The following is a 20327-nucleotide window of genomic DNA, read 5'->3' as shown; positions in this document are numbered from 1 at the left end:
CGCTTACTTCTTGGCGGCGGCTTCGGCGGCGGCCTTGCGCTCCTTGCGCGGCACCGCCTTTTCCGGGTTGTTGCGGGCTTCGCGCTTCTTGACGCCGGTGACGTCGAGGAAGCGGGCGACGCGATCCGACGGCTGCGCGCCCTTGGCGAGCCAGTCCTTGACCTTGTCGAGGTCGAGCTTGAGGCGCGCCTCGTTGTCCTTGGCCATCAGCGGATTGAAGTAACCGAGCCGCTCGATGAAGCGGCCGTCGCGCGGGAAGCGCGAATCGGCGACGACGACGTGATAGAACGGGCGCTTCTTGGTACCAGCGCGCGCGAGGCGGATGACGACGGACATTGCGGATCTCCTAGGTGGGGGTTCGGTGTGTGTTGCTAATCAGCCCGTCATTCCGGGGCGCGCGAAGCGCGAACCCGGAATCCCGAGGTGTTCTGTGAGAGAGATTCCGGGTTCGCCGCTGCGCGGCGCCCCGGAATGACCGAGAGGGCGAGCAAGGCGCTCATTTCTTCTTCCCGAAGCCCGGGAAGGAGCCGAGGCCGGGCAGCGTCGGCTTGCCGCTGAGGCCCGTCAGGCCCGGCAGTTTCGGCAGGCCGGTGCGCAGGCTCGCGGGCAGGTCCTTCGGCAGTTCGGGCAGACCGCCGGGCAGCTCGCCGCCGCCCTGCTGCATCTTGTCCTGCATCGCCTTGAGCTGCTCGGCGGTGGGCAGCCCGCCGCCGAAACCCATCGCCTGCGCCAGGCCGGCCATCGGGCCGCCCTTGCCGCGGCCCACGGCCTTCATCATGTCGGCCATGTTCCGATGCATTTTCAGCAGCTTGTTGACGTCCTCGACCTTGATGCCGGCGCCGGCTGCGATGCGCTTTTTGCGGCTGGCCTTGAGGATGTCGGGGTTCTTGCGCTCCTCGCGGGTCATCGAATCGATGATCGCGACCTGGCGCTTGAGGATCTTGTCGTCGACGCCCGAGGCGGCGATCTGGTTCTTCATCTTGGAGATGCCGGGCATCATCCCCATCAGCCCGCCGAGGCCGCCCATCTTGGTCATCTGCTCGAGCTGTTCGCGCATGTCGGCGAGATCGAACTTGCCCTTGCGCATCTTCTCGACGGCAGCGGCGGCCTTCTCGGCGTCGAGCGTCGAGGCGGCCTTCTCGACCAGCGAGACGACGTCGCCCATGCCGAGGATGCGGCCGGCGATCCGGCTCGGATGGAAGTCTTCGAGCGCATCGGTCTTTTCGCCGGTGCCCATCAGCTTGATCGGCTTGCCGGTGACGGCGCGCATCGACAGCGCCGCGCCGCCACGGCCGTCACCATCGATACGCGTCAGCACGATGCCGGTGAGGCCGACGCGCTCGTCGAAGGCGCGCGCCAGATTGACCGCATCCTGGCCGGTCAAGCTGTCGGCGACCAGCAGCACTTCGTGCGGATTGGCGGCGGCTTTGATCTCGGCCGCTTCGGACATCATGTCTTCGTCGAGCGTGGTGCGGCCGGCGGTGTCGAGCAGCACCACGTCGTAGCCGCCGAGCCGGCCGGCCTCCATCGCGCGCCGCGCGATATCCGGCGGCTTCTGGCCGGTGACGATCGGCAGCGTGTCGATTTGCAGATCGCGGCCGAGCACCGCGAGCTGCTCCATCGCGGCCGGGCGATAGACGTCGAGCGACGCCATCAGCACCTTGCGCTTGTCGCGGCTCGTCATCCGGCGCGCCAGCTTGGCGGTAGTGGTGGTCTTGCCCGAGCCCTGCAGGCCGACCATCATGATCGGCACCGGGGCGACGGCATTGAGGTCGATCGCCTGGCTGTCGGAGCCCAGCATGGCGATCAGCTCGTCATTGACGATCTTGACCACCATCTGGCCGGGCTTGACCGACTTGACGACGGTGGCGCCGACCGCCTGCTCGCGGACCTTCTCGGTGAACGAGCGCACCACTTCGAGCGCGACGTCGGCCTCGAGCAGCGCGCGGCGGATCTCGCGCATCGCCGCGTCGACATCGGCCTCGCTCAGCGACCCGCGCCCGGTCAGCCGATCGAGAATCCCACCCAGCTTTTCCGACAGATTGTCGAACATCGGCCCAGTTCCAGCGACGGCCTTCCGGTGAAAGGCCTACAGAAGCAAACACTTATGGCGCCCGAGGGCGCATCGCGCTGTCGGGCGTTGACCTCCGGTCTCGAGGACCGGTCGGCGGATCGAAAAGAAAACTTTCCGAGATTTCGCCGGCATCTAGACGCGACGCCGTGCCGAAGTCAAGAATTGCGGCATTTGGCGCTTTCGACGGGACTGCCGGGCGGACGGAAAACGGCTATATATCGGTGACTTAACAAAGGTCGAAGGTCATGAAGCACGTCAGCCTGGCGGATGCGCGCGCCAACATCGCGGAGCTGCTCGACGAGGTCGAGCGCGGCGAGACGGTGACGATCAGCCGAGATGGGGCAAGGTCGTTCGAACTCGCGCCGCCGTTCGACGAGAGCCGTCGGGAGGATGCTCGGCGGGCCATCGAAGAACTGAAAGAACTGCGCAAGAAGTCCGGGCCGGCAACTGCCGAAGAGATCATTGCCTGGCGTGACGAAGGTCGTCGGTTCTAAGTGCGCTTCGTGATCGATGCTTCCGTCGCGGCGGCCTATTGTTTCGACGATGAGGATGAACCTGTCGCGGATGCCGCTTTCGCACGCCTTGAAGGCGGCGCTACCGCCGTTGCACCCGCGCTGTTCTGGTTCGAACTCCGGAACGCCGTCTTGGTCGGATCAAGGCGAGGCCGCATCGACAATCAGCAGATCAAGCGCGTGCTGAATCGCATCAATCGCGCGGCCATAACGATCGACCGCCTTCCATCTTCGGATGCCCTCTTTGATCTGGCTCAGCGCCATCGCCTGACCTTCTACGACGCCGCCTATCTCGAACTGGCGCAGCGCGAGCGGATCGAGCTGGCGACGCTCGACGCCGCGCTGGCCCGGGCGGCGACCGCCGAAGGCGTCGCGCTGATCGCATGAGCCGATGAACCCGATCTCACGCAGGGGGTTGTTGGCGATGGTGGCCGGCCTTGCGGCGACCGCCGGTCTGTCCTCGCTCTGGGTTTCCCGCATGACCTCCTACAAAGGCCCGATCACCGATCATTTCGACGGTGAGCGCTTCTTCGATCGCGACAGCGCGCCGCCGAAGGGGTGGCTCGACGTGCTGCGCTGGCGCTTCACCACCAAGCCCGCGCCATGGCCGGATTGGGCGCCGAGCCCGTTCGCCGACACCCCGCCGCCGCGCGTCGGCGGCGACAAGGCGCGGCTGAGTTACGTCGGTCATGCGAGCTGGCTGATCCAGACCGGCGGGCTCAATATCCTGATCGACCCGGTGTGGTCGCAGCGGGTGTCGCCGGTCAGCTTCGCCGGCCCCAAGCGCCACAACGATCCGGGCATCGCGTTCGAGAAACTGCCGAAGATCGACATCGTGCTGGTGTCGCACGGCCATTACGACCACCTCGACCTGGCGACGCTGTCGCGGCTCGCCGGCCGTGATGCGCCGCGGGTGATCACGCCGCTCGGCAACGATCTGACGATGGCTTCGCACGACAGCGCGATCCGCGCCGAGGCCTATGACTGGCGCGACCGCGTCGAGCTCGGCGAGGGTGTGGCGGTGACGCTGGTGCCGACCCGGCACTGGACCGCGCGCGGCCCGTTCGACCGCAATCGCGCGCTGTGGGCGTCGTTCGTGCTGGAGACGCCGGCCGGCAGGATCTACGTCGTCTGCGATTCAGGCTATGGCGACGGCAGGCACTTCCGCAATGTCCGCGACGCGCACGCGCCGCTGCGGCTGGCGATCCTGCCGATCGGCGCCTACGCGCCGCGCTGGTTCATGAAGGACCAGCACATGAATCCGGCGGACGCCGTGATGGCGCTGGCGGATTGCGGCGCCGAGCAGGCACTGGCCAACCATCACGGCACCTTCCAGCTCACCGACGAGGCGATCGACGCGCCGGAGAACGATCTCTACGCGGCGCTCGACGCCGCCGCCGTGCCGCGCGAACGTTTTCCGGTTCTGAAGCCGGGGCAGGTGTTCGAGGTCTGAGGGGCATCAGCCTCTCCCCTCGTGGGAGAAGGCAGTAGGCGACTACGGCGCCTTGATGGCCCAGCTCACCGTCACGTTGACGCCCAGCGTTTCCTCGCCGGGCGCGACCGGCGCGGCGTCGGATCGCGTCGCCATCATCTTGCGCATCGGCGCAACGCCCTGCTGGGTGTCCTCCGTGATCAGCAGCGGCGCGCCCAGCGTCACGCCGGCGGCGCGCGCATAGACCTCGGCCTTACGGCGGGCGTCGGCGATCGCCTCGGCGCGGACGTCGTCGAGCAGCTTCGACGGATCGGCGACGCGGAAGCCGATGCCGCGGATCTCGTTGGCGCCGGCGGTCACCAGCGTATCGACCAGCCCGGCCACCCGCGCGACGTCGCGCACCCGCACGGTGACGAGGTTGGAGGCGAGATAGCCGTTGATCTCGCTCGGCCCCGAGCGGTTCGACGCATATTGCGGCTGGATCGACAGCCGCGAGGTCTGGGCGTCCTTGCCGTCGACGCCGGCGTTCTTCAGTTCGAGCAGCACCTTGCCCATCGCGACGTTGTTGGCCTCGGCGGCGGCGCGGGCGGTCTTCGCCATGTTGGAGACGCCGGCCTCGATCTGCGCGATGTCCGGCGCGACCGATTTCTGCGCTTCGCCGGTCACGGTGATCGCAGGCGGCGGCGAGGGCGGCGCGGATTGGGCCAGCGCTGGCGCGGCGCCGAGCACGGCGAGGGTCACGGCGACGGCGGAGAATGTGTTGAACTGCATCGTCATTTCATCGGCACATAGACGTTGATCACGAGCTTGTCTTCCGCGGTGGTCAGCGGATCGGTGGTGTATTCCTCGACGAAGGTGTCCTTGGCCTCGAGCTTCTTCTCGTCGAGGTGGTTGGTGATCGCCTCGTAGGTGTTGTCCATGTTGTCGTAGGAGCCGCGGTGGACGAATTTCAGCGCCTTGCCGTCGGGCGTGGTGCCCATGCTCATCGACTTGCCGAGAGTCTTCGGCGCCTCGGGCACCGGGATCTCGGCCTGGAAGGTGAAGCCGGTGTCGTCGGTCGAGGTGTAGACGATCATCGGATTGCCGTTCGGCTTGATGCCCTCTTTCGCCAGCAGCGCCGTGACTGACTTGAACGCCTCGATCAGGCTCTCGAACGCATTGTCCCAATTGGCCTTGCCCTTCAGGATCACCGCGGTCTTCGGCTCCAGCGTGATCTCCTCGCCGAACGGATCGGCGCTCTGCACTTTCGACACCGGCGGCACGGCGGGCGTCTCGGCCGCAGGGGGCGGCGTCGCCGGAGTTTCGGTCGCGGTCGGCGCAGGCGCAGGCGTCGCGGGGGCCGGCGCGGCTTCGGGCGCGGGCGCCGTTGCGGCCGGCGGCGGCACCGGATCGGCGGGTTTGATCTCGGTCTGCGCCGACGCGCCGGCCAGGCCCAGCATCAGCGCCGCGGCCGACACCAGCCCGAGCCCGGCGGAGTGAAACAAGCGGGGGCGGTTCATTCCAATGTCTCCCTGGCCGCGAGCGGATGGACGTGTCCCTGCGATCCTCGACGCCCGGCGGATCGCGATCCCGGCATCCTTCATAACATCCGGCGGCCGCCTTCGTCCCTTGCGATCGGCGTGTGGCCTGACTGTGGCGGTCCGCCGACGCGCGCCGCCGGACTGGCCAAAACCGCCGTGCTTCGCCATATAGGCCCCGACAGGGAACGGATCATGAGCGCGCTGGACAACCGCCTTTTCGCCAAGATGAACGGTATCGGCAACGAGATCGTCGTGGTCGATCTGCGCGACCAGCCCGCGCCGGTGACGCCGGACGACGCCCGCGCGGTGGCGGCGCATGTGCCGTATGATCAGTTGATGCTGCTGCAGCCGGCGCGGCTGCCCGGCACCGAAGCGTTCGTCCGGATCTACAACAATGACGGCTCCGAATCCGGCGCCTGCGGCAACGGGATGCGCTGCGTCGCGCGGCAGATGTTCGCCGGCTCCGACCAGCAGGGCCTGACCTTCGAGACCCGCGCCGGCCTGCTCAATTGCTGGCGTGGCCCGGCCGAAGGGCTGTTCACCGTCGACATGGGCGCGCCGAAATTCGGCTGGCGGGAGATTCCGCTGGCCGAGGAATTCCGCGACACCCGCGGCATCGAACTGCAGATCGGCCCGATCGACGCGCCGATCCTGCATACGCCCTCGGTGGTCAGCATGGGCAATCCGCATGCGATCTTCTGGGTCGACGATATCCACGCTTACGATCTCGGCCAATTCGGGCCGCTGCTGGAAAATCATCCGATCTTTCCGGAGCGCGCCAATATCACGCTCGCCCATATCGTCGATCGCCAGCACATCACGATGCGGACCTGGGAGCGCGGCGCCGGGCTGACCCGCGCCTGCGGCTCGGCCGCCTGCGCCACCGCGGTGGCGGCCGCGCGGCTCAAGCGGGCCGACCGCAAGGTCGAACTGACGCTGCCGGGCGGCCAGCTCACGATCGAATGGCGCGAGAGCGACGATCACGTGCTGATGACCGGCGGCGCCGAGCTCGAATTCGAGGGCCGGTTCGATCCGGCGCTGTTTGCTGGCGAAACGACCGCCGCCTGATGCCGGTCGAGATCGTCACCTTCGGCTGCCGCCTCAACGCCTTCGAATCCGAAGTGATCCGCCGCGAGGCCGAGGGCGCAGGGCTCGCCGACGCCATCGTCGTCAATAGTTGCGCGGTGACCAATGAGGCGGTGGCGCAGGCGCGGCAGCAGATCCGCAAATTGAAGCGCGCACGGCCGGGCGCGCGCATCGTCGTCACCGGCTGCGCGGCGCAGACCGAGCCGGCCACCTTCGCGGCGATGGACGAAGTCGATCGCGTCATCGGCAATGACGACAAGCTGCGCAGCGAGGCCTGGCGCGCCGCGCGCGCGGCGTTCGACGCCGATGCGTTCGGGCTCGGCAGTGAAGAGAAGATCGCCGTCGCCGACATCATGGCGGTAAGCGAGATGGCGCCGCATCTCGTCGACGGTTACCAGAGCGGCCTGCCGCGGGTGTTCGTGCAGGTGCAGAACGGCTGCGACCATCGCTGCACCTTCTGCATCATCCCGTTCGGCCGTGGTAACTCCCGCTCGGTGCCGGTCGGCGCGGTGGTGGACCAGGTCCGCGCGCTGGCCGAACGCGGCCACGTCGAGATCGTGCTGACCGGCGTCGACCTCACCAGCTACGGCGCCGACCTGCCGGGCGCGCCGAAGCTCGGCACTTTGGTTAAGAAAGTGTTGCGCCACGTCCCGGAGCTGCAGCGCTTGCGGATTTCCTCGATCGACTCCATCGAGGCGGATCGGGATCTGCTCGACGCGCTGGCGAACGAGCAGCGATTGATGCCGCATCTGCATCTGTCGCTGCAGGCCGGCGACGATATCATCCTGAAGCGGATGAAGCGGCGGCACGCGCGCGCCGACGCGGTCGCGTTCTGCGACGAGGTGCGGCGGCTACGCCCCGACATCGCGCTCGGCGCCGATCTGATCGCGGGCTTTCCAACCGAGACCGACGCGATGTTCCAGCGTTCGCTCGATCTGGTCGCGGACTGCGGCCTGACCTTCCTGCACGTGTTTCCGTATTCGAAGCGCCCCGGCACCCCGGCCGCCCGGATGCCGCAGCTCGACGGCCGCATCATCCGCGACCGCGCCGCGCAACTCCGCGCCGCAGGCGAAGCGGCACTGCAGAAGCGGCTGGCGATGGAGATCGGGCAAGTACGCGCCGTGCTGATCGAAAGCCCGGCACAGGGCCGGACCGAGCATTTCCTGCCGGTGGCGATTGAAGGCGCCGCGCCGGGGACGGTTCAGGCGATGACGGTGCGCGGGCACGACGGGGCCAGGCTCACCGTATGAGCACGGCGCCGCCCCACCCACTCCCGTCATCGTCCGGCTCGACCGGACGACCCAGTATTCCAGAGCGCACGTGATCAACTAACAGCAGCGAGTCAGTTGCCTGCAGCTCAGCGGACGAATAGCAGCGCTCTGGAATACTGGGTCCCCCCCGCATGCGCGGGGGATGACGGTTGTGTTTGTGGCGGCTGTCTCGAACTACACGCCCGTCCAGCCGCAGGCCGCCAGCCGCGGATGCATGTGCGCCGGCGCCGGCGCGGTCACCACCACCGGCGGCTTGTTGCGCGACAGCGGGATGGTGATCTCGCGCGCATGCAAATGCAGCTTCGGTTCGCCGAAGCGCGGGCCGCTGCCATAAATGTTGTCGCCGAAGATCGGCCACCCCATCGCCGCGCAATGCACCCGGAGCTGATGCGTCCGCCCGGTGATCGGTTCCAGCGCCAGCCAGGTGAGCTGTGTCGGCGGCGGCGCGTCGAGGATCGCGCCCGGCTTTCGAGACAGATCGGCGGCCTCGCCCCCAGCACTGCGAGCTCCCTCTCCCGCTTGCGGGAGAGGGTTGGGGTGAGGGTGCCCCGAAGCGAGGCTCCCGTTGTCGACCCCCACCCCCGACCCCGGATCAAGTCCGGGGCAGGCTCCCTCCCCGCAAGGGGGAGGGGAGAAGCGCCCCAGCACCGTCCATTTCGTCAGCGACGGCAGGCCCGCCGGGTCGATCTTCTGCCACCAGCCGCGCTCGGCGTTGAGGCGGCCGATCGGCAGGTCGATGGTGCCCTGGTCTTCGGCCGGGCCGCCCTCGACGATCGCCCAATAGGTCTTGGAAATCTTGCTGTGCTTGAAAAGCAGCCCGAGCGTGGCGGTGGCCTTGCGGTGGCGGCCGAGCACCAGGCAGCCGGAGGTGTCGCGGTCGAGCCGATGCGCCAGCACCGGCGGGCGCGGCAGGCCGAACCGCAGGAACTCGAACGAGGTTTCCAGATTGGGCCCGCCCTTGGGGCCGCGATGCACCGGCAGGCCGGGCGGCTTGTCGATCACCAGCATCAGCCCGTCGCGATGCAGCACCCGCGACTGAATGTCCTCCGCCGACAGTTCCGGCACGTCGAATTGATCTGCGTGGCTTTCGTTCATGGCCCGAAACGGCTAACACAGCGCCCTGATGAGTGACACTCCGGAAAATTCGAAAACGAGCTGGTGGCGGCGGCTGTCCAGCGGGCTGAAGCGCACGTCGAGTTCGATCGGCACGGCGCTCACCGAATTCATTTCCAAGCGCAAGCTCGACCGGGCGATGCTCGACGAGATCGAGGACGTGCTGCTGCGCGCCGATCTCGGCACCGAAGTGGCGACGCGGATTTCGGATGCGGTCGGCGAGGGCCGCTACGACAAGATGATCTCGGCCGGCGACGTCAAGGAGATCGTCGCCGCCGAAGTCGAGAAGGTGCTGGCGCCGGTGGCGAAGCCGCTGGTGATCGATGCGGCCAGGAAGCCGTTCGTCGTGCTGGTGGTCGGCGTCAACGGCTCCGGCAAGACCACCACGATCGGCAAGCTGTCGGCGCGCTATGCGGCCGAGGGCCACAAGGTGATGATGGCGGCCGGCGACACCTTCCGGGCCGCGGCGATCGAGCAGCTCAAGGTCTGGGGCGAGCGCACCGGCACGCCGGTGGTCGCCGGCGCGCAGGGCTCGGATTCGGCGAGCCTCGCCTTCAACGCGCTGACCACGGCGAAGGAACAAGCCCGCGACGTGCTGCTGATCGACACCGCCGGCCGGCTGCAGAACCGCACCGAGCTGATGAGCGAGCTCGAAAAAGTGGTGCGGGTGATCAAGAAAGTCGACGACACCGCGCCGCATGCGGTGCTGCTGGTGCTCGATGCGACCGTGGGCCAGAATGCGCTGTCGCAGGTCGAGGCCTTCACCAAGACCGCCGGCGTGACGGGATTGGTCATGACCAAGCTCGACGGCACCGCGCGCGGCGGCATTCTCGTGGCGATCGCCGCGAAACACAAACTGCCGGTGCATTTCATCGGCGTCGGCGAGGGCGTCGAGGATCTGGCGCCGTTCACCGCGCGCGATTTCGCCCAGGCGATCGCCGGCACGGAGGCCACATGACGAAGCCCTCGACGTCCGACGAGATCCTGCCCAAGAACCAGCCGCATCCGCTGTTCAAGCTCGCCACCGAGCTCGGCCCGCTGCTGGTGTTCTTCTTCGTCAACTCGAAATGGAATCTGTTCGCCGCCACCGGCGCCTTCATGGTGGCGGTGATGGCGGCGATCATCGCGTCCTATGTGGTGACCAAACACGTGCCGATCATGGCGATCGTCACCGCCGTCGTCGTGCTGGTGTTCGGCACGCTGACGCTGGTGCTGCACGACGAGACCTTCATCAAGATGAAGCCGACCATCGTCTACGCGCTGTTCGGCGCGGTGCTGGGCGGCGGGCTGTTGTTCGGCCGCTCCTTCATCGCCATCATGTTCGATCAGGTATTCAATCTGACGCCGGAAGGCTGGCGCAGACTGACGCTGCGCTGGGCGCTGTTCTTCGTCGCGATGGCGCTGCTCAACGAAGCGGTGTGGCGCACGCAGTCGACCGACTTCTGGGTCAACTTCAAGGTGTTCGGCATGATCCCGCTGACCATGCTGTTCGCGATCCTGCAGATGCCGCTGACCAAGCGCTACGCCGCCGAGCCGGCGACGCTGGAGCAGAGCGCCGCCGACGAGGGCGACGTCTCGGGGCGGTGAGCCTGCTACTTCAAAGACGTCATTGCCGGGCTCGACCCGGCATCGCCAACTCCACCGCCGTCATGCCCGGGCTCGACCCGGGCATCCATCCTTCTGAAGAAGATGGATTGCCGGGTCGAGCCCTACGACATTCACACATCTGCTTTGGCTGTTGCGGGCGGCAGCTTTCTCTGACTCGATAGTGGTCGAGATCTGAGGAGGAGCAGATGGACGTTGGTTTGGGACGGTTCGGTGACCGGCGCCTGGAAAAAGGGGGGCCTGCTTGCTGGCTCGGCTGGTCGACGTCGGTCGCGCGGGGATCAGCGTGCGCCGGGTCGGCGGAGATCGTGCGGGCGAGATCCGCTTCACCCGGTTTCTGCGTAATCCCCGAGTGACGCCACAGGAGATGGTGGCGCATGCCAGGGCGCGCACCGCCGGGCTGGTCGAGGGCCGCCACATTCTGGCGATCCAGGACACCACGACGCTGCGCGATGACGGCAAGCTGTGCAGCTTGAACCTGCACCCGACGATCGCCGTCGATGCCGCCGATGGCGCATTGCTCGGGCTTGTCGATGCGGTGTTTCTCAGCCGCGTCGGCGGCACCAAACGGCTGTGTGCCAAACGGCCGTTCGCCGACAAGGAAAGCCGACGCTGGCTCGATGCGACCAGGGCGGCGGCCGGTCTGGTCGCCGCGGGCGCAGCTTGCGTGACCGTCATCGCCGACCGCGAAGGCGACATCTACGATGAGTTCGCCTGCCGGCCGGCAGAAACCGAACTGTTGATCCGCGCCCATCATGATCGCGCTCTGGAAGGCGGCGGCAGGCTGTACGACTGCATGGCTCAGGTGGCCGAGCTTGGCCGCGAGACCATCGATCTGCCGGCTAATCCGGGCCGGTCGGCGCGTCGGGTGACGCTGGCGCTTCGTGCCCGCGAGATCACCTTGAAGCGACCCAAGCGCAACCATCCGGCCGAAGCGGCGCATCTGCCCAAGAGCGTGACGCTGACCTTGGTGGAAGCGCGCGAGATCGATCCGCCGCCCTCGGTGGCGCCGGTGCATTGGCGTCTGCTGACGACGCACGAGGTGACGACGCTGGCGCAAGCTCTGCTGATCACCAGGTTCTATCGCCAGCGCTGGACCATCGAGCAAGTCTTCCGCCTGATGAAGACCAAGGGCTTCGACATCGAAGCGGTGCGTATCGCCGAGGGCGGACCGTTCGAGAACCTGACCACCGCGACTCTGATCGCCGCGATCCAGGTGCTGCAGATGGTGCGTGAACGCGATGGTGCAGCCGGCCGGCCGATGCAGGACACGTTCGACCCCGACGATGAGCCGGCGCTCCAAACCATCTGCCGAACACTGGAGGGCAGCACCGCGAAACAGAAAAACCCGCATCCGCCAGGATCACTCGCCTACGCCAGTTGGATCTGCGCCCGCCTTGGCGGATGGACCGGCTACTACGGCAAGCCAGGCCCCATCGTGATCCTCCACGGCCTCCAATCCCTCAGAGCCATGCTCGCAGGCTGGAAGCTAAGGCCAGATGTGTGAATCTCGTAGGGTCGAGCCCGGCAATGACGCGTTGTGCAAGCACGAGGCTTGTCGTCGACCAGTGGGCCGTGAGTAGTCCGCTCAGCCCTTGTGCTTGGCGATGATCCTGTCCTTGATGCCCTCATAGGTCTTCTCGGGCAGGATCTTCTTGTGCACGAGGTCGTCCTTGCCCTTGTAGGGGCGGCCCTTGATGATCGCGGCCGAATAGGCCTTGCCGACGCCGGGCAGCCCGTCGAGCTGGTCGGCTGTGGCGGTGTTGATGTCGAGCAGTTCGGTCTTTTCCGCCTTGGCGGGGGCCATCTTGCTGTCCTTGGCCGGGGCCATCTTGGTATCGGCCTTCGGCGCCGGCGCCATGGTGCCGGACGGCGCGGTCTGGGTGCCTTGTGCGGTCCCTTGGGCCATCGCCGGGCCGCCGGCGAGCAGGCCGAAGGCCAGCGTGGCGGCGAGCGGGGCGAGGGCGAGGTGGCGCAGCTTCAAAGTAAGCATCGGGGTGTCCTCCACGGACGTTGTTATCAACGCCATCGAGCTAGCCGCCGATTCATGGCGCGGCCGTGGCCGGCAAATGAACGCCCGATAAACGCCGATGATTATTTATCCGACGTGCCGTGTCCGCGCGGCATGGCGCAACCTCTCCCGCAAGCGGGAGAGGTCGGATCGCGCAGCGATCCGGGTGAGGGCACTCCTCTCCGCAATCAGCAGACTCACTGCTCGGGGCGCCCTCACCCCAGCCCTCTCCCGCAAGCGGGAGAGGGAGCGCGCTATGCTTGGGGCACTGCTGCACATGAACAGGCTCAGGACTTCCCCAGCGCCTTCTCGATCTCGGGCTTCAGCACCTTGTCGAGATTGTCCGGCGTGATCGGGCCGACCAGCTTGTAGGCGATGCGGCCGTCGCGGCCGACCACGAAGGTCTCCGGCACGCCATAGACGCCCCATTCGATCGCGGCGCGGCCATTGGCGTCGACGCCGACCGCGGCGAACGGGTTGCCGTAGCGGCCGAGGAAACGCCGGGCGTTGTCGGGCTTGTCCTTGTAGTTGATGCCGACGATCTGGATGCGCTTGTCGTCGCCGAGCGCGGTCAGGATCGGCGCCTCGTCGTGACACGGCACGCACCACGACGCCCAGACATTGACGACGCTGACCTTGCCGCTGAACAGCGCCGGATCGAGGCCCGGCACCGCCGCGCCGTCGCGGGCGAGGTCGTCGAGCGGCGGCAGCACGGTCGGCGGCACCTCGCGGCCGATCAGCGCCGAGGGAATGCGGGAAATGTCGCGATCACCGAGCCGGATCCAGAACAGCGCCGCGAGTCCCGCGAACACCAGCAGCGGCAGCGCCACCATCAGGGAGCGCCGCGTCGGCGAGGGCGTGTCGGTGACGGGCGTGCTCATGTCAGATCCGTTGCGCTGCGGCCGGAGCGCCGCGTGGCGCCGCGCGCCTCGAGCTCGCGCAGCCGCGCCTTCTGGCGGCGATAGTCGATCATCACCCACAAGATCAGCAGCGCGACCACGATCGCGACTGCGGCGTAGGACGAAACGATGAACTCTGCGTAGCGACCGAACATCACGCCGCCTCGGCGCGGCTGGCCTGCAGCATCTGCAGCGTGCGCACCCGGCGGCGCAGGATCTCGTTGCGCATCGCGGCGACGTGCAGCGTCAGAAACAGCAGCGAGAAGCCGAGCGCCATCACCAGCAGCGGAATCAGGAACGATTGGTCGAGCGCCGGCCCACCCATCCGCATCACCGAGGCCGGCTGGTGCAGCGTATTCCACCAGTCGACCGAGAACTTGATGATCGGCAGGTTGATGGCGCCGACCAGCGTCAGCACCGCGGCGGCGCGCGCGGCACGCGAGGGGTCCTCGACCGCGCGCCACAGCGCGATCAGGCCGAGATACATCAGGAACAGGATCAGCATCGAGGTCAGCCGGGCGTCCCATTCCCAATAGGTGCCCCACATCGGCCGGCCCCACAGCGAGCCGGTGAACAGCGCCAGGAAGGTGAAGGCGGCGCCGATCGGCGCTGCGGTCTTGGCGGCGACGTCGGCGAGCGGATGCCGCCACACCAGCGTGCCGAGCGAGGCCACGCTCATCACCCCCCAGACAAACATCGCCAGCCAGGCGTTCGGCACGTGCACGAACATGATCTTGACGGTGGCGCCCTGCTGGTAGTCGTCCGGCGCCAGCATCGCCTGCACCAGCCCGACGGCGAGCAGCAGCGCGGTCGCGCCCGCGAGCCACGGCAGCAGGCGGCCGGCAAGCGTCAGGAACCGGGTCGGGTTGGCGAGTTCGGTCAGCGTCATGGCATCCCTGATAATGGGATGGGCGTGCGCAGGCAATGCGGCCTTCTCCGGAGGCCACCGCCTCAGCGGGAGTTGATCGGGCGGCGAGCGCCGGCCTGCGAGTCGCCGTCTGCCGCGCTGCAGCAACCTCGCGACCTTCGGTCGGACCGGGCGCGCGAATCAGCGATCCCACACGAACCCGCGCATCCGGGGATCGGCATCGAAGGCGTGGCGGCCGAACGCCAGCGGGCCGCGTGGTGCAATTATGTGTAATATTCCTCAGGCATGATGGAGGCTGACCATGATCGCTGCGCCCAATCGGTCCCCGTCGGCCTTGAGGGCCAGGGCTGTCCTTACCAAGGACACCATCGAGGCGGCCGAACGGCTCGGCCTGTCGCAGAAGGTGTTGAGCAAAATCATCGGCCAGCCCGACTCGGTGGTCTCGCGGATGAAGAGCGGCGACGATATGCTCGACGGCGGCAAGGCCTTCGAACTCGCGGCACTATTCGTTCGCCTGTACCGCTCGCTGGATGCGATCGTCGCCGGCGACGAGACCGCCGCGCGCGAATGGATCAAGGCGGAGAATCTCGCCCTGGGAGGCGCGCCGGTCGATCTGATTCAGAAAGTCCAGGGCCTGTTCCACGTCGTCCAGTACCTGGATGCGCGACGCGCTCCGGTCTGAGACGCCCCGCGGTTCGGTTCCGGCCGAGTCGCCCGGCGCGTCCTGCACACGACGGTGTGGCCCCCAGGAGCCGCTTACAGCGCCTCGCCCTTCAGAAGGCGCGGGGTTTCGCCGGCGAGGCCGGCGGCCTGGCGGATGAAGACGTCCTTCAGCGGCGGCAGCCGGTCGACGATGCCGAGGCCGATGTCGCGGACGCTGCGCAGCAGCGGCGATTTGTTGGAGAACAATAGGTTCAGCCCGTTGGTGGCGACGCCCATCGCCATGGTGTCGAACCGCCGCCAGCGCTGGTAATTTTCCAGCACGTCGGCCTGGCCGGGATCGATCCCGAGCCGCGCCGCATCGACCACGACTTCCGCCAGCGCCGCGACGTCGCGCAGCCCCATATTGAGGCCCTGCCCGGCGATCGGGTGAATCACATGGGCGGCGTCGCCGATCAGCGCCAGCCGCGGCCCGATGAAGGATTGCGCCACGAAATAGCCGAGCGGAAACGCCTTCGGCGCATCCAGCGGCTTGACCTCGCCGAGCCGCAGCCCGAACCGCGTCTCCAGCTCGGCCTGAAACTCCTTGGCGGACAGCGCCACGATCTTGGCCGCATCGGCGCGGCTCTCGGTCCACACCAGCGACGAGCGCTTGCCGGTCAGCGGCAGGATCGCGAACGGCCCCGCGGGCAGGAAGTGCTCCTCGGCGCAGCCATTGTGGTCGCGCTCGTGCTCCACCGTGACGACGATGCCGGACTGGTCGTAGTCCCAGCCATAGGTGGCAATGCCGGCGCGCTCGCGCAGCTTCGACTTGGCGCCGTCGGCGGCGACCAGCAGGCTCGCCTCTATCACGCTGCCGTCGCCGAGCGTCACGCGGGTCGCGTCGTCGCCCGCTTGGTACGATGTCACCGGCGTGGCGCGCAGCTCGACGCCGGCGGCTTCGGCGCGGCTGGCCAGCGCTTCATTGAGATATTTGTTCTCGACCATATGGGCGAACGGCTCGCCGGGCTGCACCTCGCCGGCAAACGTCAGGAACACCGGCCGGGTCGCGTCCTCCAGCGCCGAATCCGTCACCACCATGTCGATGATCGGCTGCGCGGTCGGCGCCACCTCGTCCCAGACGCCGAGCGCCTCGAACAGCCGGCGGCAGGCGGCGACGATCGCGGTGGCGCGCGGATCGCGCGACGGCCGCATCGCCAGCGCCGGGTCGGCGACAACGATCGGGACCTCGGGGCCGAGCCCCTGGCGCAGCGCCAGCGCCAGCGCCAGACCGGCGAACGCGCCGCCACCGATGACAATGCTTCGCTGTACCGTCATTTTTCTCACTCGTGTGCCAGAGTCGCCTGTCTGTGTTCTTGCGCCCATCAAGGAGCTGGGCGAAACAGGCTGAAACAGCCGAGGCTTCGACCGGCCCGGTCTACCAGACATCGACGGCGGTGGGAAATCACGCCGCCGCCACCCAGGGGAGCGCTTGCCGGTGTCCAACAGCCTGATCGACCTGATCTCGATCCTCGATCTCGAGCCGCTCGAGGTGAACCTGTTCCGCGGCACCAGCCCACAGACGAGCTGGCAGCGGGTGTTCGGCGGCCAGGTGATCGGCCAGGCGATGGTCGCCGGCTGCCGCACCGTCGAGGGCCGGCTGCCGCATTCGATGCATTGCTACTTCATCCTGCCGGGCGACCCGGCGGTGCCGATCATCTACGAGGTCGAGCGGCTGCGCGACGGCAAGAGCTACACCACCCGCCGCGTCACCGCGATCCAGCACGGCAACGCGATCTTCTCGCTGATGATGTCGTTCCACGACGACGAGGAGACCGCGTTCGACCATCAGGACAGGATGCCGGACGTGCCGCCGCCGGAGGCGCTGACCGCGGAGGAGATCTCCAAGCAGCCGTTCTTCAAGGAGATGCCGGACTTCATCAAGCGCTACTACGAGAGCGACCGGCCGATCGAGCTGCGCCCGGTCGAGCTGAAGCGCTATTTCGGCGAGAAGATCGAGGACGGCCGCATCCATGTCTGGATCCGCACCGCCGCCAAGCTGCCCGACGACCCGGCGCTGCATATGTGCGCGCTGGCCTATGCGTCGGACTTCTCGCTGCTCGACGCGGTGATGGCGCGCTACGGCCGCACCCTGTTCGACAAGCGGATGATGCCGGCCAGCCTCGATCACGCGATGTGGTTTCACCGCCCGTTCCGCGCCGACGAATGGCTGCTCTACGCCCAAGATTCCCCGTCCGCCCAGGGCGGCCGCGGCCTGACCCGCGGCATGATCTACAAGGCCGACGGCACCCTGGTCGCCTCGGTCGCCCAGGAAGGCTCGGTCCGGCAGCGGCGCGAGACGCCGAAGGGGTGAGCACCCGCGGGCCGGGTCCTCGGGAGGCTGCGCACATCCAAGGCGCCGCCGCATCTTCAGCCGTCATCCCCCGCGAAAGCGGGGGACCCAATATCCGAGAGCGCGGTTGAACTGAAACGCCCTGGGATACTGGGTCGCCCGCCTGCGCGGGCGATGACGGAGGTGGTTGGGACGGGTTCGGCGGATGCCGCTGCCTCGGCCAGTCAATCCGCTTATTTTCTGCGCGCGCTGCCGATAATCCCGGCATATAAAGAACAAAAGCACCGCGCTGCGCGGAGCCGGACGCTTGCGTGAAGAATTGGGGCCCTGCATGAAACTCGTCGTCGCCATCATCAAACCCTTCAAGCTCGACGAGGTCCGCCAGGCGCTGACCGAGATCGGCGTGCACGGCATGACCGTGACCGAGGTCAAGGGCTACGGCCGGCAGCGCGGCCACACCGAGATCTATCGCGGCGCCGAATACATCGTGAACTTCCTGCCCAAGCTGCGGATCGAGATCGCGGTCGATTCGGCGCTCGCCGACAAGGCCGTCGAGGTCATCACCCGCGGCGCCCGCACCGGCCAGATCGGCGACGGCAAGATCTTCGTCACGCCGATCGAGCACGCGCTGCGGATCCGCACCGGCGAGACCGATTCCGACGCGCTCTGAGCCGGCCGCCGGCGCCCGCGGCGCGACGCGGCGGGCGACGCCGAATGGCGCGTCTCGGCAGTTCGGAGCATGGCGCGGCGCTTGAATAGCCACCTGCCATAATATTCTACCGCACGGACTGCCCGTCGGCTGGGCACGATTGTGTCGGGACGCTGTCATGCCTAAATTTTGCTCATGGCTGCCCAAGCAATGAGCGCGACGGAATGGCACAGCCGGTGTTGCGGTGCGATCGGCCGTCAGAGTTTCGATTTCATGAACGATTCCAGCGTGTCGGCCGACTGGCACGGCATTTGATTCTAGGGGGCGTGGCTGTGCCCGCGTAGTGATGCTCTCCGCGTGGGGATTTTCAGTCGAGTTCATGTCCCGGCCATTTTGGCCGGGCCCTAGCGGGGATAGGACCTATGAAAATTGTTATGGCGATCATCAAGCCATTCAAACTGGAAGAAGTCCGTGATGCCCTGACCGCCATTGGCGTTCACGGTTTGACGGTGACGGAAGTCAAGGGATATGGCCGCCAGAAGGGCCACACGGAAATCTATCGCGGCGCCGAATACGCGGTGAGCTTCCTGCCCAAGATCAAGATCGAGGTCGCGATCGCCACCGATCAGGTCGAGAAGACCATCGAGGCGATCACCAGCGCCGCCAAGACCGGCCAAATCGGCGACGGCAAGATCTTCGTCATCGGCCTCGACCACGCTGTGCGCATCCGCACCGGCGAAGCCGACGCAGCAGCTCTCTAAGATTTCCCGCTCACCCAACTTTCTTCCACTCAGGAGACGACAAATGACGTTCAAACGTCCCTACGGCGCGGGACTGGCCGCCCTGGCAGCCGGCCTGTTCGCCGCGACTGCCGCCTACGCCGAGCCCACGGTCAACAAGGGCGACAACGCCTGGATGATGACCGCCACGGTTTTGGTCGTACTGATGACCATCCCCGGCCTGGCGCTGTTCTACGGCGGCCTGGTCCGCTCCAAGAACATGCTCTCGGTGCTGGCGCAGGTGTTCTACACCTTCTCGATCGTGATCGTGATCTGGGCGGTCTACGGCTACAGCCTGGCTTTCACCGGCGGCTCCGACTTCATCGGCGGCTTCTCCAAGGCGTTCCTCGCCGGCGTCACCCCCGACTCCAAGGTCGCGTCGTTCAGCGTCGATGCCAACGTGTCTGAGCTGATCTACATCTGCTTCCAGATGACCTTCGCGGCGATCACGCCGGCGCTGATCGTCGGCGCCTTCGCCGAACGCACGCGCTTCGCCGCGGTCGCACTGTTCGTGCCGCTGTGGGTGACGCTGATCTACTTCCCGATGGCCCACATGGTCTGGTACTGGCCGGGCCCGGATATGATCACCGACGCCGCCAAGGCGCTCGCCGCAGCCACTGACGATGCCGCCAAGGCGGCCGCGCAGGCCAAGCTCGACGAGATCAATGCGGATGCGGGCTTCATCTTCAAGAAGGGCGCGCTCGACTTCGCGGGCGGCACCGTGGTGCACATCAACGCCGGCATCGCCGGCCTGGTCGGCGCCCTGCTGATCGGCAAGCGCACCGGCTACGGCAAGGAGCTGATGGCTCCGCACTCGCTGACCATGACCATGATCGGCGCAGCATTGCTCTGGGTCGGCTGGTTCGGTTTCAACGTCGGCTCGAACCTCGAAGCCAGCGGCGTCGCCGGCCTCGCCATGGTCAACACCTTCGTCGCGACGGCGGCGGCGGCGATGAGCTGGATGTTCGCGGAATGGATCTTCAAGGGTCACCCCTCGCTGCTCGGCGCATTGTCCGGTGCAGTCGCGGGTCTGGTCGCGGTCACCCCCGCGGCGGGCTTCGTCGGCCCGATGGGCGCGATCGTGCTCGGCATCGTCGCCGGCGTGGTCTGCCTGTTCTTCTGCACCGTGGTGAAGAACGCGCTCGGCTATGACGACTCGCTCGACGTGTTCGGCATCCACGGCGTCGGCGGCATCATCGGCGCGCTCGGCACCGGCATCCTGGTGAACCCGGCGCTCGGCGGCACCGGCGTGTACGACTACGTCGCTGGCGCGGTTGCCGAATACGACCTCGGAACCCAGATGATCGCGCAGTGCTGGGGCGTCGGCACCACCATCCTGCTGTCCGGCATCGGCTCGGCGATCCTGTTCAAGGTCGTCGACGTCATCGTCGGCCTGCGTGCGCCGGTCGAAGTCGAGCGCGAAGGCCTCGACGTCGTCGAGCACACCGAGCGCGCTTACAACATGTAAGTTCTCCCGAGGGCGCGGCGTCTTTCCTCCAGAGATGCCGCGCCCAGA

23 protein-coding genes are annotated in these 20327 nt (G+C 67.2%); 13 read left to right on the top strand and 10 right to left on the bottom strand.

Annotated elements, in window-relative coordinates; genetic code table 11:
• Positions 1–3: 3 nt before the first annotated feature.
• Together rpsP and ffh are read right to left on the bottom strand one after the other, a co-directional pair.
• A complete protein-coding gene (rpsP, locus tag SR870_RS18610; protein ID WP_238735966.1) occupies positions 4–336 on the bottom strand; it encodes a 30S ribosomal protein S16 in 333 nt (110 codons plus the stop codon).
• Between the two features lie 160 nt (positions 337–496).
• Positions 497–2053, bottom strand: a complete 1557-nt coding sequence (gene ffh / locus SR870_RS18605) for a signal recognition particle protein (RefSeq protein WP_322515005.1) — start codon at positions 2051–2053, stop codon at positions 497–499.
• Positions 2054–2319: 266 nt separating this feature from the next.
• Here ffh and SR870_RS18600 point away from each other — a divergent pair, with 266 nt between their 5' ends.
• From SR870_RS18600 to SR870_RS18590, 3 genes are read left to right on the top strand one after another with little or no spacing between them, the layout of a single operon-like run.
• Complete coding sequence (locus tag SR870_RS18600; protein ID WP_322515004.1) at positions 2320–2568, top strand: type II toxin-antitoxin system prevent-host-death family antitoxin; 249 nt, start codon at positions 2320–2322, stop codon at positions 2566–2568.
• A 9-nt stretch (positions 2569–2577) separates the two neighbouring features.
• Complete coding sequence (locus SR870_RS18595; protein WP_322515003.1) at positions 2578–2973, top strand: type II toxin-antitoxin system VapC family toxin; 396 nt, start codon at positions 2578–2580, stop codon at positions 2971–2973.
• Positions 2974–2977: 4 nt separating this feature from the next.
• Complete coding sequence (locus SR870_RS18590) at positions 2978–4039, top strand: MBL fold metallo-hydrolase (protein ID WP_322515002.1); 1062 nt, start codon at positions 2978–2980, stop codon at positions 4037–4039.
• 42 nt (positions 4040–4081) lie between these two features.
• On the opposite strand, the gene SR870_RS18585 is transcribed toward SR870_RS18590, so the two are convergent.
• Both SR870_RS18585 and SR870_RS18580 read right to left on the bottom strand, forming a co-directional pair.
• Positions 4082–4795 (bottom strand): SIMPL domain-containing protein, encoded by a 714-nt coding sequence (locus SR870_RS18585; protein WP_322515001.1) that lies wholly within the window; start codon positions 4793–4795, stop codon positions 4082–4084.
• Positions 4792–5517 carry a GyrI-like domain-containing protein gene (locus SR870_RS18580; RefSeq protein ID WP_322515000.1) on the bottom strand — a complete coding sequence of 242 codons (726 nt, stop codon included), beginning with the start codon at positions 5515–5517 and terminating at the stop codon, positions 4792–4794. Before SR870_RS18580 ends, SR870_RS18585 begins: the two co-directional genes overlap by 4 nt.
• A gap of 213 nt (positions 5518–5730) precedes the next feature.
• On the opposite strand from SR870_RS18580, the gene dapF reads away from it, so the two are divergent.
• A complete protein-coding gene (gene dapF, locus SR870_RS18575; RefSeq protein ID WP_322514999.1) occupies positions 5731–6606 on the top strand; it encodes a diaminopimelate epimerase in 876 nt (291 codons plus the stop codon).
• Positions 6606–7874, top strand: a complete 1269-nt coding sequence (gene mtaB, locus SR870_RS18570; protein WP_322514998.1) for a tRNA (N(6)-L-threonylcarbamoyladenosine(37)-C(2))-methylthiotransferase MtaB — start codon at positions 6606–6608, stop codon at positions 7872–7874. The genes dapF and mtaB overlap by 1 nt, the downstream gene beginning before the upstream one ends.
• Before the next feature lie 195 nt (positions 7875–8069).
• Here mtaB and SR870_RS18565 read toward each other — a convergent pair whose 3' ends face one another.
• Entirely contained in the window at positions 8070–8990 is a 921-nt protein-coding gene (locus SR870_RS18565) for an RNA pseudouridine synthase (protein WP_322514997.1), read from the bottom strand.
• 28 nt (positions 8991–9018) lie between these two features.
• Between SR870_RS18565 and ftsY the strand changes: the two genes are divergently transcribed.
• The 3 genes from ftsY (at position 9019) to SR870_RS18550 (ending at position 12120) form a co-directional block, all read left to right on the top strand.
• Positions 9019–9966 carry a signal recognition particle-docking protein FtsY gene (ftsY, locus tag SR870_RS18560; protein ID WP_322514996.1) on the top strand — a complete coding sequence of 316 codons (948 nt, stop codon included), beginning with the start codon at positions 9019–9021 and terminating at the stop codon, positions 9964–9966.
• A gap of 26 nt (positions 9967–9992) precedes the next feature.
• Positions 9993–10595, top strand: a complete 603-nt coding sequence (locus SR870_RS18555) for a septation protein A (RefSeq protein ID WP_322518308.1) — start codon at positions 9993–9995, stop codon at positions 10593–10595.
• A 262-nt stretch (positions 10596–10857) separates the two neighbouring features.
• Complete coding sequence (locus tag SR870_RS18550) at positions 10858–12120, top strand: IS4 family transposase (RefSeq protein WP_322514554.1); 1263 nt, start codon at positions 10858–10860, stop codon at positions 12118–12120.
• An 81-nt stretch (positions 12121–12201) separates the two neighbouring features.
• Here SR870_RS18550 and SR870_RS18545 read toward each other — a convergent pair whose 3' ends face one another.
• From SR870_RS18545 to SR870_RS18530, 4 genes are all read right to left on the bottom strand, one after another.
• A complete protein-coding gene (locus SR870_RS18545; RefSeq protein WP_322514995.1) occupies positions 12202–12606 on the bottom strand; it encodes a ComEA family DNA-binding protein in 405 nt (134 codons plus the stop codon).
• A gap of 305 nt (positions 12607–12911) precedes the next feature.
• Positions 12912–13505, bottom strand: coding sequence for a DsbE family thiol:disulfide interchange protein (locus SR870_RS18540; RefSeq protein ID WP_322514994.1), 594 nt, complete (start codon positions 13503–13505; stop codon positions 12912–12914).
• Positions 13502–13678 (bottom strand): heme exporter protein CcmD, encoded by a 177-nt coding sequence (ccmD, locus tag SR870_RS18535; protein WP_322514993.1) that lies wholly within the window; start codon positions 13676–13678, stop codon positions 13502–13504. The genes SR870_RS18540 and ccmD overlap by 4 nt, the downstream gene beginning before the upstream one ends.
• Positions 13678–14412 (bottom strand): heme ABC transporter permease, encoded by a 735-nt coding sequence (locus tag SR870_RS18530; protein WP_322514992.1) that lies wholly within the window; start codon positions 14410–14412, stop codon positions 13678–13680. The genes ccmD and SR870_RS18530 overlap by 1 nt, the downstream gene beginning before the upstream one ends.
• A 280-nt stretch (positions 14413–14692) precedes the next feature.
• On the opposite strand from SR870_RS18530, the gene SR870_RS18525 reads away from it, so the two are divergent.
• Positions 14693–15073, top strand: coding sequence for an antitoxin Xre/MbcA/ParS toxin-binding domain-containing protein (locus SR870_RS18525; protein ID WP_322514991.1), 381 nt, complete (start codon positions 14693–14695; stop codon positions 15071–15073).
• Positions 15074–15147: 74 nt separating this feature from the next.
• Here the strand turns inward: SR870_RS18525 and SR870_RS18520 are convergent, their stop codons facing one another.
• The gene (locus SR870_RS18520) at positions 15148–16368 is read right to left on the bottom strand and encodes a ubiquinone biosynthesis hydroxylase (protein ID WP_322514990.1); all 1221 of its coding nucleotides are present in this window, start codon (positions 16366–16368) and stop codon (positions 15148–15150) included.
• 160 nt (positions 16369–16528) lie between these two features.
• Here SR870_RS18520 and tesB point away from each other — a divergent pair, with 160 nt between their 5' ends.
• From tesB to SR870_RS18500, 4 genes are all read left to right on the top strand, one after another.
• Positions 16529–17404 (top strand): acyl-CoA thioesterase II, encoded by an 876-nt coding sequence (gene tesB, locus SR870_RS18515; protein WP_322514989.1) that lies wholly within the window; start codon positions 16529–16531, stop codon positions 17402–17404.
• A gap of 310 nt (positions 17405–17714) precedes the next feature.
• Positions 17715–18053: a P-II family nitrogen regulator gene (locus SR870_RS18510; protein WP_322514988.1), complete on the top strand. Its 339-nt coding sequence runs from the start codon at positions 17715–17717 to the stop codon at positions 18051–18053.
• A gap of 401 nt (positions 18054–18454) precedes the next feature.
• A complete protein-coding gene (locus SR870_RS18505) occupies positions 18455–18793 on the top strand; it encodes a P-II family nitrogen regulator (protein ID WP_011439273.1) in 339 nt (112 codons plus the stop codon).
• Positions 18794–18836: 43 nt separating this feature from the next.
• Positions 18837–20279, top strand: a complete 1443-nt coding sequence (locus SR870_RS18500; RefSeq protein ID WP_322514987.1) for an ammonium transporter — start codon at positions 18837–18839, stop codon at positions 20277–20279.
• The last annotated feature ends 48 nt before the right edge of the window (positions 20280–20327 follow it).

This window comes from Rhodopseudomonas palustris (assembly GCF_034479375.1).
In the GTDB taxonomy this organism is placed as follows: Bacteria; Pseudomonadota; Alphaproteobacteria; order Rhizobiales; family Xanthobacteraceae; genus Rhodopseudomonas; species Rhodopseudomonas palustris_M.
The sequence above is the reverse complement of the archived record's forward strand: the minus strand, read 5'-3'. Positions and strand labels throughout refer to the sequence as shown.

Coding starts and splice junctions, on each gene's coding strand:
- SR870_RS18530 (WP_322514992.1), bottom strand. CDS start 14,412: ATGACGCTGACCGAACTCGCCAACCCGACCCGGTTCCTGACGCTTGCC.
- ccmD (WP_322514993.1), bottom strand. CDS start 13,678: ATGTTCGGTCGCTACGCAGAGTTCATCGTTTCGTCCTACGCCGCAGTC.
- rpsP (WP_238735966.1), bottom strand. CDS start 336: ATGTCCGTCGTCATCCGCCTCGCGCGCGCTGGTACCAAGAAGCGCCCG.
- SR870_RS18540 (WP_322514994.1), bottom strand. CDS start 13,505: ATGAGCACGCCCGTCACCGACACGCCCTCGCCGACGCGGCGCTCCCTG.
- SR870_RS18520 (WP_322514990.1), bottom strand. CDS start 16,368: ATGACGGTACAGCGAAGCATTGTCATCGGTGGCGGCGCGTTCGCCGGT.
- SR870_RS18510 (WP_322514988.1), top strand. CDS start 17,715: ATGAAACTCGTCGTCGCCATCATCAAACCCTTCAAGCTCGACGAGGTC.
- ftsY (WP_322514996.1), top strand. CDS start 9,019: ATGAGTGACACTCCGGAAAATTCGAAAACGAGCTGGTGGCGGCGGCTG.
- SR870_RS18590 (WP_322515002.1), top strand. CDS start 2,978: ATGAACCCGATCTCACGCAGGGGGTTGTTGGCGATGGTGGCCGGCCTT.
- SR870_RS18600 (WP_322515004.1), top strand. CDS start 2,320: ATGAAGCACGTCAGCCTGGCGGATGCGCGCGCCAACATCGCGGAGCTG.
- SR870_RS18525 (WP_322514991.1), top strand. CDS start 14,693: ATGATCGCTGCGCCCAATCGGTCCCCGTCGGCCTTGAGGGCCAGGGCT.
- SR870_RS18505 (WP_011439273.1), top strand. CDS start 18,455: ATGAAAATTGTTATGGCGATCATCAAGCCATTCAAACTGGAAGAAGTC.
- dapF (WP_322514999.1), top strand. CDS start 5,731: ATGAGCGCGCTGGACAACCGCCTTTTCGCCAAGATGAACGGTATCGGC.
- SR870_RS18585 (WP_322515001.1), bottom strand. CDS start 4,795: ATGACGATGCAGTTCAACACATTCTCCGCCGTCGCCGTGACCCTCGCC.
- SR870_RS18580 (WP_322515000.1), bottom strand. CDS start 5,517: ATGAACCGCCCCCGCTTGTTTCACTCCGCCGGGCTCGGGCTGGTGTCG.
- mtaB (WP_322514998.1), top strand. CDS start 6,606: ATGCCGGTCGAGATCGTCACCTTCGGCTGCCGCCTCAACGCCTTCGAA.
- ffh (WP_322515005.1), bottom strand. CDS start 2,053: ATGTTCGACAATCTGTCGGAAAAGCTGGGTGGGATTCTCGATCGGCTG.
- SR870_RS18545 (WP_322514995.1), bottom strand. CDS start 12,606: ATGCTTACTTTGAAGCTGCGCCACCTCGCCCTCGCCCCGCTCGCCGCC.
- SR870_RS18500 (WP_322514987.1), top strand. CDS start 18,837: ATGACGTTCAAACGTCCCTACGGCGCGGGACTGGCCGCCCTGGCAGCC.
- SR870_RS18565 (WP_322514997.1), bottom strand. CDS start 8,990: ATGAACGAAAGCCACGCAGATCAATTCGACGTGCCGGAACTGTCGGCG.